Below are 16,363 nucleotides of genomic sequence, written 5' to 3' on the forward strand. Positions count from 1 at the left end.
AGGCGGACTCAACCTTTATTATTCTATCTTGTTAAGGATTGGTATCGGCAGGCAGGCTCTTCTCCACCAACAGGCACTCTTCAACTGCAAAAATAGTATCACTCGTGTACCGCAATTTGGACAATTGCGGAAATATGATTTTTATCAGGAATTTATAACAGGATAACGGGAGCGGATAGTGGGTGTACCCTTTAGAATAGCCATGGAATTGAGTTTCGGGAGATGAAGGTCTCGCGGATATTATATAAAAAGCGCTTTCAAAACAAGGACAACTTTTTTTTAATTGTTGGTAAATTGTCAACATTCTGTCTTATTTTTGCTGGCACTTTTAAGAAACCTTAGGTCAAATCTAAACTAAATAGGCTGTGTATCGTCGTGTTTCCATTCGTTTGCGTAAGCAATTTGTGAGTGTTCTTATCCTATGCGCGGGACTGGTTGGTTCTATTTCCGTTGCGCAGGCACAGGATCCTGCTGCCGGTAAGACGCTATTTCAGCAGAAATGTGCCTCCTGCCATAATCCTCATAAGAAATTAACCGGGCCTGCTCTGGCCGGGGTTGAGGACCGGTGGCCGGACAAAAAACTGCTTCATCAGTGGATACGCAACTCCGCATCCGTTCTTGCTACTGGTGACAAGTATGCCAATGATCTGTTCAACGAGTACAGCAAGCTCACCATGACGCCCTTCCCGGAGCTGAAAGACGAGGATATTGATAATATCCTGGCTTACATCAACTCCGTACCGCCTCCGGGCGCTGCCAAGCCGGGCGCTGAGGGTGCTGCGGCCGGTGAGGCAAAAGAAGACTCAGGCAGCAACAGCCTGCTTTTCGGCGTAATCACCCTCATACTGGCTATTGTAGCGGTGATACTGATGCAGATCAACAGCAACCTGAACAAGCTGGCAGCTGAGAAAGAAGGCCATGAGCGCCTGGAGCCCGTTCCTTTCTATAAGAACAAGGCTTACATTGCCCTGGGCATCCTGATCCTCTTTGTGGTAGGCGGTTACTTCACCATTCAGGGCGCTATAGGCCTGGGCCGCCAGCAAAACTACATGCCGGAGCAACCCATCTTCTACTCCCACAAGGTGCACGCCGGCATCAACCAGATCAACTGCCTGTACTGCCACTCTTCTGCAGAAAAGAGCAAGCACGCCATGATACCTTCAGAAAATGTGTGTATGAACTGTCACAAGGCCATTACCGAATATACCGGGCCGGACCTGTTCACCGCGGAAGGCAAAAAAGTAAATGGTACTGCAGAGATCCAGAAATTATTCGACCATGTAGGCTGGGACCCGAAAGCCGGCCGTTATACCAAACCAGGTCAACCCATTGAGTGGACCAAGATCCACAGCCTGCCTGACCACGTTTACTTCAACCACTCCCAGCACGTAGCAGCCGGTAAAGTACAATGCCAGACCTGCCACGGTGATATTCAGCAGATGGATGAAGTAAAACAGTTCGCAGACCTCTCTATGGGCTGGTGCGTGAACTGCCACCGTACTACCAAAGTACAGTTCACCGAAAACAACTACTACAGCATCTTTGAAAAACTGCACAACGATATCAAGGAAAACAAGATTGACAGTGTGACCGTAGAAATGCTGGGTGGTACTGAGTGCCAAAAGTGTCACTATTAATATATAAGGAAGCAACGGCTGTATGCAAACCAGCCGTAACTCAACATTTTTTAAATCGTAACTCGATATAATCACATGGAGCAAAAAAAGTATTGGAAAGGCTTGGAGGAGTTGCACAATACCGCTGCGCATCAGGAAGCTGTGAAGAACGAATTCAGGGAAGATCTGCCGTTCGAAGAGAGTGACAGCTTTCTGGGTGCCACTACCCCCCGCCGGGATTTCTTGAAATACCTGGGGTTCACCACTGCGGCCGCTACCATTGCCGCCAGCTGTGACATCCCTGTTAAGAAGGCCATCCCTTACGTGAATAAACCCCAGGACATTACGCCTGGTGTACCCAACTATTATGCTTCTGCCTATACCATAGACGGTGAATACGTACCCCTGGTGGTGAAAACCCGTGAGGGCCGCCCCATCAAGGTAGAAGGCAACGAAATGTCTACCGTAACCGAAGGCAGCAACACCGCCAGGGTGCAGGCATCTGTACTGGGCCTGTACGACGTGGCGCGCCTCCGTTACCCCGGTATTAACAACGGGCCTGATAAAGAAAGCCTGGAAGAAAGAGTAAAGGAAATAGCCCTGTTCTCCGAGCTGGACAAACAAGTGGTAGCCGCTATCACCGGCAAGCCCGTTGTACTGCTTACCTCCACCATTCTCAGCCCTACCACCAAAAAACTGATCGGTGAGTTCCTGGCCAAATACCCCGGCTCCCGCCATGTAACATACGATGCAGTGTCTTACTCCGGCATGCTGCTGGCCAATGAGCAGTCTTACGGCAAAAGGGCCCTGCCTTCCTATCATTTCGAGAACGCAAAAGTAGTGGTAAGCCTCGGCGCCGATTTCCTTGGTACCTGGCTGAACCCTTCCGAATATTCCCGCCAGTACGGCAAAAACCGTAAGATCGACGCTAAAAGGCCGGAAATGAGCAAACATTTCCACTTTGAAAGCATGATGAGCCTTACCGGCGCCAACGCTGACGAGCGCTATACCCACCGCCCCTCAGAAACCGGCGCGGTAGCAGTTGCCCTGCTGGCTGCCCTGGGCGGCGGCGTTACAGCCCCCGCACTGGCAGACGCCCGTTTGAAAGAAGGCATTGCCAAAGCCGCTAAAGCCATCCAGGCCAACCCAGGCAAAGTACTGGTAGTGTCAGGCTCTAACGACGTGAACGTACAGATCATTGTAAACGCCATCAACAACCTGGCCGGCGCCAACGGTACTACCATAGACTGGGCCGTTACCAGCAACTACCGCCAGGGTATTGACGCGGATATGGAACAGCTGGTGAAAGACATGAACGCAGGCTCCGTAGGCGCGCTGCTGGTTCATGGCGTAAACCCCGCCTATGATTACTACGATGCGAAGAAATTCGTAGACGGTATCAAAAAAGTAGGGGTGACCGTATCTTTCAACGACCGTTACGACGAAACAACACAATACTGCAAATACATCATTCCTGACCATCACTTCCTCGAAAGCTGGGGCGATGCGGAAGGCCGGACCGGCTACTATGCCTTTATTCAGCCTACCATTGCACCGTTGTTCAAAACCCGCGCTTTCCAGGCTTCCCTGCTGAGCTGGAGTGGTAACACCACCACCTGGGAAGATTACCTGAAGAATGAATGGGTAGCCAAACTGGGTTCTCAGGAAGCATGGGACAAAACCCTGCAGGATGGTATCATTGAACCTGCTCCGGGCGCAGCCCTGGCAGGCGCTACTTTTACTGCAGACGCAGCTTCTGCTGCAGCCAGGATCAGCGCTCCCAAAACAGGCGGCCTGGAGCTGGTGCTGTATGAAAAAGTAGCCATCGGTAACGGTAAAGAAGCCAACAACCCCTGGTTGCAGGAAATGCCCGACCCGATCACACGCGCTACCTGGGACAACTACGCTTGTGTATCCAACACAGTGGCCAAAACTTTCAAAACCGAACTGGGAGACAATTACGAGATCAACGCTGAAAAACGTGTACTGAAAATCACTGCCAAAGGCTACTCCGTAGAACTGCCGCTGCTGATCGTACCCGGTATTCACCCCGATGTAATTGCCATTGCAGTAGGTTACGGCCGCGGCAAAAAACAGTTCATCGGCAAGGCCGCCGGTGAAGTAGGCGCCAACGCTTATCCCTTCGCTTCTTTCAACGGTCAGACCTTCAGCTACTTTGCCACAGATGCAAAAGCAGAAGCTACAGGCAGAAAATATCCCGTGGGCCTCACTCAAACGCACAACAGCTATGAGGGCCGCCCCATCATCAAAGAAACTACCCTCGAAGAGTTCATCAAGAACCCGAAAGAGGTGAACCACGACCGGACGCACCTGGCCCATTACGGTGAAGATTTCCGTAACGACGCCACCCTGTATACCGGCGGTACCAAGTTCGAATATCCCGGTATCAAATGGGGCATGTCTATTGACCTGAACTCCTGCTTCGGCTGCGGCGCCTGCGTAGTAGCATGTACTGCGGAGAACAACGTTTCCGTTGTAGGTAAGGAACAGGTGGTACTGGCCCACGAAATGCACTGGCTGCGTATTGACCGCTACTTTGCCGGAGACGAGAACAATCCCGAAGTAGTGTTCCAGCCCATGCTGTGCCAGCACTGTGACAACGCTCCCTGTGAGAACGTTTGTCCGGTAGCCGCTACCAACCACAGCTCTGAAGGTATTAACCAGATGGCTTACAACCGTTGCATCGGTACCCGTTATTGCGCAAACAACTGTCCTTATAAAGTACGCCGCTTCAACTGGAGAGACTGGAACGGAGCAGACAGCTTTGAAGGCAACCTGCACGATACTGCTGATATGAACGACGCTATTACCCGCATGGTGCTGAACCCTGACGTGGTAGTGCGCAGCCGCGGTACCATGGAGAAATGCTCTTTCTGCGTACAACGTTTACAGGACGCGAAACTGGCGGCCAAAAAAGCCGGCCGTCCCCTGAAAGACGGCGAAGCCCGCACCGCCTGCCAGCAGGCCTGCGCTACAGACGCCATCGTGTTCGGTAACATCAACGATAAAGACAGCCGTATAGCCAAAGTTCGTAACGAAGAGCAAGTTGACCGCCTGTACTACGTACTGGAAGAAACGCATACGCTGCCGTCCATCAACTACCTGGCCAAGATCCGTAACAAGGATGCCGCACCGGTAGCTGCAGGAGCGCACAAGGAAGAGAAAGCTCATCACTAAGAGAGCCGCTCCCGGAAGCGGGAAAGGGCAAAGATCGAATTAGAAAAGAATCAGTTTTAAGTTTTGAAACAACGTAGTTCCGGAGAGATCCGGAACGAGCAAAGCTCAAAATACTATGCATTTGAAGTACGAATCCACACTGAGAGAACCTTTAGTAGATGGGGTTAAGGATTATCACCAGGTAACGGAGGATATTATCAGTCCTATTGAGGCCAAGCCTGGAAAGCTGTGGTACATTGGTTTATTTATTTCCATAGCCCTGTTGCTGTTTGGTGTTTTCTCCGTAACCTGGGAAGTTTACTTTGGTACGGGGGTGTGGAACCTGAACAAAACAATCGGCTGGGGTTGGGACATCACCAACTTCGTATGGTGGGTAGGTATCGGTCACGCCGGTACGCTGATCTCCGCCATCCTCCTGCTGTTCCGCCAGGGCTGGCGTACAGGGGTGAACCGCGCCGCAGAGGCCATGACCATCTTTGCCGTAATGTGCGCGGGCCAGTTCCCGATCTGGCACATGGGCCGCGTATGGATGGCTTTCTTCGTAATGCCTTACCCCAACACCCGCGGGCCGCTCTGGGTGAACTTCAACTCCCCCCTGCTGTGGGACGTGTTCGCGATCTCTACGTACTTCACTGTTTCCCTGCTGTTCTGGTACTCAGGCCTGCTGCCTGACTTTGCCACCGTGCGTGACAGGGCTAAAACAAAACTGCGCAAATACTTATATGGTGTAGCTTCTTTCGGCTGGACCGGTTCTACCAAACACTGGCAACGCCACGAAGCGCTGTCTCTCGTGCTGGCCGGCCTGTCCACTCCGCTGGTACTTTCCGTGCACACCATCGTATCTTTTGACTTTGCCACTTCAGTAATTCCCGGATGGCACACCACCATCTTCCCGCCCTACTTCGTTGCGGGCGCTATCTTCTCCGGCTTTGCCATGGTGCAGACGCTGCTGATCATCACCCGTAAAGTACTGAAGCTGGAAGAATACATCACCCTGGGCCACATTGAGGCCATGAACAAGGTGATCGTACTCACCGGTTCCATAGTAGGTGTGGCTTACCTGACAGAATTGTTCATGGCCTGGTATTCAGGCGTACAATATGAATTTGACACCTTCTACAAGTTCCGCGCCGCGGGTCCCCTGGGCTGGAGCTACTGGATCATGATGACCTGTAACGTAATTTCCCCGCAGGTGTTCTGGTTCCGTAAAATGAGAAGGAACATCATGGTGACGTTTATCATGTCTATCATCGTAAACATCGGTATGTGGTTTGAACGTTTTGTGATCATCTGTACTTCTCTGTACCGCGATTACCTGCCGTCCAGCTGGAGCTACTACCGCCCGTCCTGGCCCGAGGTTGGTTTTTACCTGGGTACCTTCGGCCTGTTCTTCACCTGCTACTTCCTGTTCGCTAAATACTTCCCGGTTATTGCAGTGGCGGAAATCAAATCCATCCTGAAAACTTCCGGCGAGAACTTTAAAGAGAAGATGGTGAAGTACGAAGACGAAGACGCGGAAAAATTTGCGCACGATCAGGCACATCACTAAGAATTGAATTTGATTAACGGATTATTGAATATTTATCCATATGGCTGTTAAAAAATTTGTTGTAGGCTGTTTTGACGATGAGGCGGTACTGTTTCCGGCGGTAAAGAAAGTACGCGCGGCCGGTTACAAGATACATGATGTGTACACGCCTTTCCCCGTGCACGGGCTTGACCACGCCCTGGGCCTGCGGGAAACCAGCCTGCACACCGCCGGGTTCATTTATGGTATTACCGGTACCACTACCGCTTTATCTTTCATGAGCTGGGTATTTACAACAGACTGGCCCATGAACATCGGCGGCAAGCCGCACTTTCCGCTGCCTGCCTTCATTCCCATCACCTTTGAGCTGACGGTGCTGTTTTCTGCTGTAGGGATGGTGATGACCTTCATGTACCTCTGCCAGATGGCCCCCTTCGTGAAAAAACACATTTTCCACCCGCGGCAGACAGATGACCTGTTCGTGATGGCCATTGAGGTAACGGAAAAAACACGCCCGGAAGAAGTGAAAGCGTTCCTGGACAGTGTGGGCGCCAAGGAGATCAATGAACAAACTGCAGAGACCGGCTGGTGGTTAGGCCGCTTTGACAGGGAAGACAAACTGTTTTCCAAAAAGATTGAACCGCTGAACGCATAAACAAAACAGAAAGATCAGTTAGAATATAAACGAGATGGGACCGCGCACAGCGGGGTTGCATCCGACCACTGAAAAGACAACTAATTACGGATGAAAAGGACTTCCAACATACTGATTGTAGCAGCCTTGGCCGGCGGGGCTTTACTGTCCGCCTGCGGTAACAAGGGAGCACATAATAGAAAGCCCGGTAAGATCTATATGCCTGACATGTACGAGTCCCGTGCATACGAGTTCTACAGCGGCCGCCTGGCCGGCCTGAAACCGGTGGAAGGTACGGTTAAGAGAGGTGCCCCGCTGCCCTATCACCTGAAAGCGGAAGACACTGCGCAGGCAAACCTGGTGAAGAACCCGCTGGTGTTGGATGAAGCCGGTATCAAGGAAGGCAAGCGCCTTTATGATATCTACTGTGGCGTATGCCATGGCACCAAGCTGGACGGCAACGGCCCCCTGTACAAAGGCGGGGACGGCCCGTACCCCGCAGCCCCTGCTTCTTTCATAGCAGGCAAGGTGCTGGGCTACAGCGAAGGCCGTATTTTTCACGTAATTACCCACGGGTACAACGTGATGGGCAGCTACGCCAGCCAGCTGGATATTGAGCAACGCTGGAAAGTAGTAGCTTATATCAAAAACATACAGGGCGGCGGTAAAGCGCCGGCAGCACCCGCGGCAGACTCAACGGCTGCAGCTGGCGCCCCCGCAGTAGCGCAAGCGCAGTAATTTGTTTTAAACGCATTTCAACTTAGTATTTAATATACAACGGTAATGAAGGACCAATTTGTAGTACCAGCAAGATTAAAAACGACCAGCTACGTGCTTTTGGGTATTGGCTTGCTGACTTTATTGATCGGATTATTTGCATTCCATGGCGAGCATGGTTCCACCCGTTTCTGGGCAGGCTTACTGCAAAACAGCACCTACTTCCTGATGGTGGTGTTGGCCAGTACCTTCTTCATTGCGGCAACCACGCTGGCCCACGGCGGCTGGCAGATAGCGTTCCGCCGCGTGCCTGAAGCAATATCCATGGCTGTTCCCGTGCTGGGCGCAATTTTGCTGGTTGTGCTGGCTTTCCTGATCTTCGGTAACAAGGGGCACATCTACCACTGGATCCACCCGGAAGGAGACAGGATACTGGAGTTCAAGTCTCCTTTCCTGAACCCCGCCATGGTGTCTATCTTTACGGTAGTTACCATTGGCGCCTGGACGGCGCTGACCCTGAAGATCCGCAAAATGTCCCTCGCTGAAGATACCATGAAGCTGGACCAGAGTGGCCGCAAAACCCTCATCTGGAACGGTACCGTTTGGTGCGCCGGCTTCATTGTTGTATATGCGCTCACCATGGGCTCCACCACGCCGTGGATCTGGCTCATGAGCATAGACGCACACTGGTTCTCTACCATGTATAGCTGGTACACCTTTGCCAGCACCTGGGTATCCGGTCTCTCCCTGATCGCGCTGTTCGTGATCTACCTGAAAGGCAACGGCTACCTGCCCTGGGTAAATGAAGAGCACCTGCATGACCTCGGCAAGTTCATATTCGCCTTCAGCATCTTCTGGACATATCTCTGGTTCTCCCAGTACATGCTGATCTGGTACGCCAACATGCCGGAAGAAACCGTTTACTTCCAGCCGCGCGTATGGGGCCCGTTCAGACCCATTTTCTTCCTGAACCTGGTCATCAACTTCATTGTGCCGCTGTTAATTTTCATGAAACGCTCTACCAAGCGTAACTATACTATCATGGCCGTTATGTCTGGAGTAGTTATTTTCGGCCACTGGCTGGATTTCTTCCAGATGGTAATGCCCGCCACCGTAAAAGAGCTGAATTTCCCCTGGTTTGAACTGGGCATCGGCCTTGGATTTGTGGGACTGATCATCTGGATCACGGCCCATCAGCTGGCCAAAGCGCCGCTGACGCCGAAAAACCATCCTTACCTGAAAGAAAGTATTGTACACCACACCTGATGCGTGGCGTAACGACAGGAGAAAAAACGTTTAGCATTAGATAACTTAATTATTATTCATAGCAATGTCAGGATATTTAGCAGTTTTAGTAGTTGTTCTCATATTCGTCGTGATCTTCCAGATTGCGAAGGCAAGCGAATATGTGTCCATTCTGAAAGGTGAAAAGAAATCGCGTGAGCAGTCCAACCGCATCAACGGTTTCCTGATGATCGTATTCCTGGTGTTGGGACTGGTTGGCGTATGGTGGTGCCACGATCTTCTGCAGGACAGGATGCTTGGCGAGTCTGCCTCTGTACAGGGTGAGGATATAGATCAGCTCATTAAAGTAACATTCATTATTACCATGGCGGTATTTGTGGCTACGCAGATACTCCTGTTCTGGTTCTCGTTCAAATACCAGGAAAAAGAAGGCCGCAAAGCCTTTTATTTCCCGCATAACAACAAGCTGGAAGTGATCTGGACGGTAATCCCCGCCATTGTGCTCACCATCCTGGTGGCCTTCGGTATCCGCCACTGGCTGCGCATTACGTCCGAAGCGCCGAAAGATGCCATGGTAGTAGAGGTGATAGGCAAACAGTTTAACTGGATGATGCGCTACCCCGGTAAAGACGGCCAACTGGGCCGCCGCAATTTCAAACAGATCAACGAAAGCAATAACCCGCTGGGTCAGGACTGGGCAGACAAGCTGAACCACGATGACTTCATTTCTTCAGAGCTGCACGTAGTAGTGGGCAAGAATGTGAAGCTGATCATCGGCTCCCGGGACGTGGTGCATGACGTGGGCCTGCCGCACTTCCGCCTGAAAATGGACGCGGTGCCCGGCATCCCCACCACCCTGTGGTTTACGCCCAAGTATACCACGGCTGAAATGAGAAAACGTACCGGCAACCCGGACTTTGTATATGAACTGGCCTGTGACCAGATGTGCGGAAAGGGGCACTACTCCATGAAAGCGAACATCATTGTGGAAACACAGGAAGAATATGACGCATGGCTGGCATCTCAGCCCACGCAGTACTCCCAGGCCCACCCGGCCCCTGAGTCTGCCCCGGCCCAGCCTGCAGCCGACAGTACCAAGGCCGTAGCTGTAGCTACCGCCCATTAATTATAGAAGCAGCGATTTTTGAAGAGAAAACATTAAAGACATAGCCGGCAAGCCCGCCCCGTTTACCGGCTGATCATAAACAGAACTTATTATGAGTAACGAAGCAACATTGCACAGTCAAGATTTAGCGCACCACGGCCACGTGGAGCACGGGCATGGTAATGGCCATGATGGTCACGACCATCATCATGAGGAGACCTTCATTTCGAAGTATGTTTTCAGCATGGACCATAAAATGATTGCCAAGCAGTTCCTCATCACGGGGATCATCTGGGCTATCATTGGGGCGTTCTTCTCTGTACTGTTCCGTTTGCAACTGGGTTATCCTGAAGCTACCTTCCCCTGGCTGGAAAGCATCCTCGGCCACTGGGCAGAGGGTGGAAGGATCACGGCCGAAGCATATTATGCCCTGGTTACCATGCACGGTACCATTCTCGTATTCTTCGTGCTAACAGCCGGTTTGAGCGGTACCTTCTCCAACCTGCTGATCCCCCTGCAGGTAGGTGCGCGTGACATGGCTTCTCCCTTTATGAACATGCTGAGCTACTGGTTCTTCTTCCTGGCCAGCGTGATCATGATGAGCTCCCTGTTTGTGCAGACAGGGCCTGCTTCCGGCGGCTGGACCTCCTACCCCCCGCTGAGCGCTCTGGGAGATGCTTCCATCGGTTCCAAAATCGGTATGGACCTCTGGCTCATCAGTATGGCCATCTTCGTGGTGTCTTCACTGCTGGGTTCACTGAACTATATTTCCACCATCCTGAACATGCGTACCAAGGGTATGAGCATGACGAAGATGCCGCTCACCATCTGGGCCTTCTTCTTCACCGCCGTATTGGGCGTACTGTCTTTCCCCGTACTGCTGAGCGGCTTCGTACTGCTGCTGTTTGACCGCCATGGCGGCACCAGCTTCTACCTGAGTGAAATATTCATTTCCGGTAAAGTACTGCCCAACGAGGGCGGCTCTGCCATCCTCTACCAGCACTTGTTCTGGTTCCTGGGTCACCCTGAGGTGTACATCATCATTCTCCCGGCAATGGGTATGGTGTCTGAAATACTGGCGGTAAGTTCCCGCAAGCCTATTTTCGGCTACCTGGCCATGGTGGGCTCTATCTTTGCCATCACCATCCTGGCCTTCCTGGTGTGGGCGCACCACATGTTCGTGACCGGTCTGAACCCCTTCCTGGGCGCGTTCTTCGTACTGCTCACGCTGCTGATTGCGGTACCCTCCGCCATCAAGGTGTTTAACTGGATCACCACCATCTGGCGCGGTAACATCCGGTTCACCCCGGCTGCGCTGTTCTCTATCGGCTTTGTGAGCACCTTCATTTCCGGTGGTCTTACCGGTATCTGGCTGGGTAACTCTGCAATAGACATCCACCTGCACGATACCTATTTCGTAATTGCGCACTTCCATATCGTAATGGGCGTGTCCGCATTCTTCGGTATGTTTGCCGGTATCTACCACTGGTTCCCGAAAATGTACGGCCGTTATATGAACCAAACGCTGGGCTTCATCCACTTCTGGATCACGCTCATTGGCGCTTACCTCATTTTCTGGCCCATGCACTATGAAGGTATGGCAGGCATGCCCCGCCGTTACTTCGACTACTCAACCTGGGCGTCTTTCAACCAGTTCCAGGAACTGAACGCGTTCATCAGTTTTGTGGTAATTATTGTGTTCGCAACGCAATTACTGTTCGTATTCAACTTCTTCTACAGCATATTCAAAGGCCGCAAGCTTACTACGCCTAACCCGTGGAACGCTACTACCCTTGAATGGACCACCCCCATCAACCCCGGTCACGGTAACTGGCCCGGCGAAATTCCGGAGGTGCACCGCTGGGCTTATGATTACAGCAAAGACGGGAAGGATTTTATTCCGCAAACCGTACCTGTATCGCCTGAGGAGTCCAAACACTAGTTGTAGGAAAGGACGTTGTAACAGGAATTAGCGCGGGAGATCGAAATTGTGGAACAGATTTAGTGAAGAAATTATATGTTGCAAGAAAATTCCATAAAGTTGTCTTTATCATACGCCATTGCAAGCAGGGTGAAGGATTATTTCATGATGATGAAATTCACCCTCACGTTCCTGGTAGTGTTTTCCTGTGTGGTGGCCTACCTGCTGGTGCCCGGCGTGGAATTTGACTTGATAAAAGTTCTTTTATTATTTGCAGGTGGTATACTGGTATCCGGCTCCGCCAATATCATTAACCAGATACTGGAAAAGGAAACAGACAAGCTGATGGCCCGTACGGCCCCCAGGCCTTTACCGGCCGGCCGCCTCTCTGTTTCCGAAGCCAGCGTGGTATCTATAGTGACCGGTGCTGCAGGTATTGCCATCATGGGGTTTGCCTTTAACTGGCTGGCCGCCGGCCTGAGCCTTCTTTCCCTGGTGATATACGGTTTTGTGTATACACCCTGGAAAAAATGGAACTCGCTGGCAGTGCTGGTGGGTGCGTTTCCCGGTGCTTTGCCCCCGCTGATCGGCTGGGCGGCCGGCGCCAACGCCCTGTCCGAAGGAGGCTGGGCCCTGTTTGCCATACAGTTCCTCTGGCAGTTCCCCCACTTCTGGGCCATTGCCTGGGTGGCGCATACAGACTATACCCGCGCGGGTTTCAGGCTGATGCCGTCTGACAGGGGGCCTGGCAAAATGATTGCCCTGCAGAGTGCTATGTACACGCTGCTGCTGATCCCGGCAGGCGTGGCGCCTTACCTGCTGGGCCTTACCGGGTACATTTCAGCCATTGTGGCCATCCTCATAGGCTGTTTTTACCTGTACCGCGCCGTAAACCTGTACCGTAAATGCGATGTGCCCTCGGCCCGCAAGCTGATGTTCGGTTCGTACATTTACCTGGCAGTTATATTCCTGGCATTGTTGTTTGATAAAGTAAAATAGTGAGGAGATGATTACAATGAACGCGCAGAAAAACAAGATACACCCGCATAAATACTCCATGTGGATAGCCATGGCCAGCATCACGATGATGTTCATCGGCTTCACGAGCGCTTATGTGGTAAAACGTGCGCAAGCCAGCTGGCTGAGCTTTGAGCTGCCCACGATTTTCTGGGTATCTACCGGCCTCATTCTGCTGAGCAGCGTTACCATCTATTTTGCGCAGCGCCAGTTCAAGGCCCGCAACATGGGTAGCTACAAGCAGCTCATTACCATTACGGCCCTGCTGGGCCTGGCATTTGCCGTATGCCAGGTAATAGGTTTTTCAGATATGAAGAACCATGGCCTGGCGTTAGACAGCACGGTGTCTGCCTCTTTCATTTACGTGATAGTAGGGGCGCACATCCTGCACGTGCTGGGCGGCGTAGTGGTGCTCATGGTGCTGTTTTTCCGTGCTTACCGTACGCGCATCAGAACGTACAGCGCCGTGCCTATTGAAGTGGCTTCCACCTACTGGCATTTTGTAGACGGGCTGTGGATTTACCTGCTGATATTTTTCAGCCTGGCAAGATAATTTTTAAAGAAGATACTGTTTAGAACCAATAAAATTCATAATTCGTAAAAATGGATAACGCAGTAACAGCGAAGAAAAAATGGTGGAACGGAGGGTATTCCCCCTTCAGCGTGAGCTACGGCAAGTTGATGATGTGGTATTTCCTGATCTCCGACGCCTTCACGTTTGGCGCATTGCTGATAGCTTATGGTACGCAGCGTTTCATGGCAGAAGCCTGGCCTGACCCTAACGTGGTGTTCCACTCCTTCCCGTTCATGGGGCATACCAACCTGCCGCTGGTATTTGTGAGCTTGATGACCTTCATCCTGATCATGAGTTCCGTTACCATGGTACTGGCCGTGCACGCGGGTAAGTATATGGACAAGCAGGCCGTAACCAAATGGCTGATACTTACTATCATAGGCGGCCTGATGTTCCTTGGCTGCCAGGCCTGGGAATGGACGCACCTGCATGAGGTAGGCGCCTGGTGGGGCCGCAATCCCTTCCCGAACGCAGACGGTTCTGCCGCTATCTCTACCAATTTTACCGACTTCTTCTTCACCATTACCGGTTTCCACGGCCTGCACGTAACTTCCGGTGTGATCCTGAATATCATTGTGCTCATCAACGTGCTGAAAGGCACCTACGAGCACCGCGGTCACTACGAAATGGTAGAAAAAGTAGGCTTGTACTGGCACTTTGTAGACCTGGTGTGGGTATTTGTATTCACCTGCTTCTACCTGCTGTAAGCAAAAGAATTGAATTGATTATCATAAAAGAAACTGAATTATTTAGATCATGGCGCATACACATTCAGCACACGATAAAGACGCACAGGTAAAGGTTATCTGGAAAACGTTCTGGATATTGTTAGGCATCACTATCGTGGAAGTAGGTATGGCATTCGTGCACCTCTACACAGGCTTTCCGAGCAAATTGTGGCTGAACTCCCTGTTCATCCTGCTCACTATATTCAAGGCATTTTATATTGTGGCAGAGTTCATGCACCTCAGGCACGAGATCAAGAACCTGATCATGACCATCCTGATGCCGCTGCTGCTCTTCATCTGGTTCATCATTGCCTTCCTGGCCGATGGAGATTCCCAGAAGAACCTGCGCAGAAACCTTTCGCCCGGCACGCCCGCGGCCAAGGAAGCGCCCGCTGCAGCGCCTGCTCATCATTAACACCATTGATCAACGATCATCGCAAAAATGTAAAAGTGATGCCTTCAGGACTGATAGCTTCACTTTTACATTTTTGCATTTATATCACTTTTAAATCTTAACGTCATTTCCAGGAAAGCATTATTAGGAGTTGCATTGGCCATACTGGTACCCATGGCGGGCTACCTGATCGTGGACCACTACGGCAAGAACGTGGTGCATATACCGCCCTATCTCATTGCGGAAAGGGTAGACACCATTGTGAAGGATGGAAAAACCACCTATGATACCGTGTATCACCAGGTGAAAGATTTTACGCTTACCAACCAGCTGGGAGAAGCCGTTCGCCTCAGCGACGCCAAGGGCAGGATATTGGTAGTAGACTTTTTCTTTACCAGCTGCCCCACCATTTGCCCTACCCTTACCCGGCACCTCAAGCGGGTGCAGGATGCATATGAAAAGAACGATACGCTCATACAGATCATCTCCATTACGGTAGACCCTGTGCGCGATACGGTGCAAACGCTCAAACGGTATGCGGACAAGAATAATATTGACCCTAAAAACTGGTGGCTGCTCACCGGGGATAAAAAAGAGATATATGACCTGGCCCGCCATGAATTTTTTGTGAATGCGGTAGAGGGAGACGGTGGCCCGGACGATTTTATTCACACGGAAAAGTTCGTAGTGATAGATAAAGACCGCTACATCCGCGGCTATTACAACGGGCTTGACACCAATGATATCAGCCGCATGGTGAATGACATTGCCGTGCTGCATATTGCCAAAGACAAGAAGAAACCCGGCCTGCTGAAGCGCCTGTTTTCTTCCAAACAATAGTGAACATGAGTAACCTGAAAAACAAAAACCTGAACCTGCCCATAGCGATCATTTCCATCGTTATACCTGTAGTGGTGGCCGTGCTCTTTGTACTGCCCAAGCCTGATATTGAAACCGGTTTTGACGTAAGGGTAATGCCCTTTTTTCATGCCCTGCTCAACTCTGCCACTGCCGTGCTGCTGCTGGCCAGCCTCTATTTCATCAAGAACGGTCATGCCACCGCCCACAAATGGGCCAACCTGACGGCAGTGGTCCTTTCCGTATGCTTCCTCCTGTCTTACGTTACCTATCACTTTCTTACGGAGAGCACCAAGTTTGGGGACATCAATCATGACCAGGTGGTGGATGCTATGGAGATAGCCGCGGCAGGCAACATCCGGTACCTGTATTTCTTTTTCCTGCTTACCCATATTGTGCTGGCCGTGATCATAGTGCCGCTGGTGCTTTTCACGCTGCTGCGCGCGTTCCAGGCAGATAATGCCCGCCACCGCAAAATTGCGCGCATTACCTGGCCCATCTGGTTTTATGTGGCTGTTACCGGCGTAATAGTCTACATCATGATACAGCCGTATTACGGATAAGCTGACGCAAATCAGGCGCGGCTCTTCAAAAATGCCTTAACTTCGTACAGTGAAAAAGCTGTTTTTTATATTGACCATATTGGCGCTGCTGCTGCCCTGCAGTGAATTGCTGGCGCAATGTTCTCTCTGCACCAAAACGGCCCAGCAACTGGGCGAAGGGCCCGCCAAAGGCCTTAACAACGGCATTCTCATGCTGGCATTTACGCCGTTGGCCCTCATTGCTTTCTTAGGCTACCGCTGGTGGAGAAGCCAGAAAGCGCAATAA

General features: G+C 51.5%; 15 protein-coding genes. All 15 read left to right on the forward strand.

Annotated elements, in window-relative coordinates; all coding sequences use genetic code 11:
• Nucleotides 1–404: 404 nt before the first annotated feature.
• Entirely contained in the window at nt 405–1,637 is a 1,233-nt protein-coding gene (locus ABDW36_RS04680; RefSeq protein WP_343700713.1) for a c-type cytochrome, read from the forward strand.
• 75 nt (nt 1,638–1,712) lie between these two features.
• Nucleotides 1,713–4,814 (forward strand): TAT-variant-translocated molybdopterin oxidoreductase, encoded by a 3,102-nt coding sequence (locus tag ABDW36_RS04685; protein WP_343700714.1) that lies wholly within the window; start codon nt 1,713–1,715, stop codon nt 4,812–4,814.
• Between the two features lie 115 nt (nt 4,815–4,929).
• On the forward strand, nt 4,930–6,363 hold the full coding sequence (gene nrfD, locus ABDW36_RS04690; RefSeq protein ID WP_343700715.1) for an NrfD/PsrC family molybdoenzyme membrane anchor subunit: 1,434 nt from the start codon (nt 4,930–4,932) through the stop codon (nt 6,361–6,363).
• Between the two features lie 40 nt (nt 6,364–6,403).
• Nucleotides 6,404–6,997: a DUF3341 domain-containing protein gene (locus ABDW36_RS04695; protein ID WP_343700716.1), complete on the forward strand. Its 594-nt coding sequence runs from the start codon at nt 6,404–6,406 to the stop codon at nt 6,995–6,997.
• A 90-nt stretch (nt 6,998–7,087) separates the two neighbouring features.
• The gene (locus ABDW36_RS04700) at nt 7,088–7,714 is read left to right on the forward strand and encodes a c-type cytochrome (RefSeq protein WP_343700717.1); all 627 of its coding nucleotides are present in this window, start codon (nt 7,088–7,090) and stop codon (nt 7,712–7,714) included.
• A gap of 45 nt (nt 7,715–7,759) precedes the next feature.
• Nucleotides 7,760–8,959: a quinol:cytochrome C oxidoreductase gene (locus tag ABDW36_RS04705; RefSeq protein ID WP_343700718.1), complete on the forward strand. Its 1,200-nt coding sequence runs from the start codon at nt 7,760–7,762 to the stop codon at nt 8,957–8,959.
• Nucleotides 8,960–9,023: 64 nt separating this feature from the next.
• Nucleotides 9,024–10,064, forward strand: coding sequence for a cytochrome c oxidase subunit II (locus ABDW36_RS04710; protein WP_343700719.1), 1,041 nt, complete (start codon nt 9,024–9,026; stop codon nt 10,062–10,064).
• A gap of 91 nt (nt 10,065–10,155) precedes the next feature.
• Nucleotides 10,156–11,985, forward strand: a complete 1,830-nt coding sequence (locus ABDW36_RS04715) for a cbb3-type cytochrome c oxidase subunit I (protein WP_343700720.1) — start codon at nt 10,156–10,158, stop codon at nt 11,983–11,985.
• Nucleotides 11,986–12,084: 99 nt separating this feature from the next.
• Nucleotides 12,085–12,963, forward strand: a complete 879-nt coding sequence (gene cyoE / locus ABDW36_RS04720) for a heme o synthase (RefSeq protein ID WP_343700721.1) — start codon at nt 12,085–12,087, stop codon at nt 12,961–12,963.
• 7 nt (nt 12,964–12,970) lie between these two features.
• Nucleotides 12,971–13,534 carry a cytochrome c oxidase subunit 3 gene (locus tag ABDW36_RS04725; protein ID WP_343700722.1) on the forward strand — a complete coding sequence of 188 codons (564 nt, stop codon included), beginning with the start codon at nt 12,971–12,973 and terminating at the stop codon, nt 13,532–13,534.
• A 50-nt stretch (nt 13,535–13,584) separates the two neighbouring features.
• On the forward strand, nt 13,585–14,262 hold the full coding sequence (locus ABDW36_RS04730; RefSeq protein ID WP_343700723.1) for a cytochrome c oxidase subunit 3: 678 nt from the start codon (nt 13,585–13,587) through the stop codon (nt 14,260–14,262).
• Between the two features lie 49 nt (nt 14,263–14,311).
• Nucleotides 14,312–14,698 carry a cytochrome C oxidase subunit IV family protein gene (locus ABDW36_RS04735; RefSeq protein WP_343700724.1) on the forward strand — a complete coding sequence of 129 codons (387 nt, stop codon included), beginning with the start codon at nt 14,312–14,314 and terminating at the stop codon, nt 14,696–14,698.
• Nucleotides 14,699–14,833: 135 nt separating this feature from the next.
• Entirely contained in the window at nt 14,834–15,517 is a 684-nt protein-coding gene (locus tag ABDW36_RS04740) for an SCO family protein (RefSeq protein WP_343700725.1), read from the forward strand.
• 5 nt (nt 15,518–15,522) lie between these two features.
• Nucleotides 15,523–16,098, forward strand: a complete 576-nt coding sequence (locus ABDW36_RS04745; RefSeq protein WP_343700726.1) for a DUF420 domain-containing protein — start codon at nt 15,523–15,525, stop codon at nt 16,096–16,098.
• 49 nt (nt 16,099–16,147) lie between these two features.
• Entirely contained in the window at nt 16,148–16,363 is a 216-nt protein-coding gene (locus tag ABDW36_RS04750; protein WP_343700727.1) for a hypothetical protein, read from the forward strand.

This window comes from Chitinophaga sp., from assembly GCF_039596455.1.
Classification (GTDB): domain Bacteria; phylum Bacteroidota; class Bacteroidia; order Chitinophagales; family Chitinophagaceae; genus Chitinophaga.

What these genes read in the sequence shown, in the direction of transcription:
- ABDW36_RS04685 (WP_343700714.1), top strand. Translation starts at nt 1,713, where the DNA reads ATGGAGCAAAAAAAGTATTGGAAAGGCTTGGAGGAGTTGCACAATACC.
- nrfD (WP_343700715.1), top strand. Translation starts at nt 4,930, where the DNA reads ATGCATTTGAAGTACGAATCCACACTGAGAGAACCTTTAGTAGATGGG.
- ABDW36_RS04695 (WP_343700716.1), top strand. Translation starts at nt 6,404, where the DNA reads ATGGCTGTTAAAAAATTTGTTGTAGGCTGTTTTGACGATGAGGCGGTA.
- ABDW36_RS04700 (WP_343700717.1), top strand. Translation starts at nt 7,088, where the DNA reads ATGAAAAGGACTTCCAACATACTGATTGTAGCAGCCTTGGCCGGCGGG.
- ABDW36_RS04705 (WP_343700718.1), top strand. Translation starts at nt 7,760, where the DNA reads ATGAAGGACCAATTTGTAGTACCAGCAAGATTAAAAACGACCAGCTAC.
- ABDW36_RS04710 (WP_343700719.1), top strand. Translation starts at nt 9,024, where the DNA reads ATGTCAGGATATTTAGCAGTTTTAGTAGTTGTTCTCATATTCGTCGTG.
- ABDW36_RS04715 (WP_343700720.1), top strand. Translation starts at nt 10,156, where the DNA reads ATGAGTAACGAAGCAACATTGCACAGTCAAGATTTAGCGCACCACGGC.
- ABDW36_RS04725 (WP_343700722.1), top strand. Translation starts at nt 12,971, where the DNA reads ATGATTACAATGAACGCGCAGAAAAACAAGATACACCCGCATAAATAC.
- ABDW36_RS04730 (WP_343700723.1), top strand. Translation starts at nt 13,585, where the DNA reads ATGGATAACGCAGTAACAGCGAAGAAAAAATGGTGGAACGGAGGGTAT.
- ABDW36_RS04735 (WP_343700724.1), top strand. Translation starts at nt 14,312, where the DNA reads ATGGCGCATACACATTCAGCACACGATAAAGACGCACAGGTAAAGGTT.
- ABDW36_RS04745 (WP_343700726.1), top strand. Translation starts at nt 15,523, where the DNA reads ATGAGTAACCTGAAAAACAAAAACCTGAACCTGCCCATAGCGATCATT.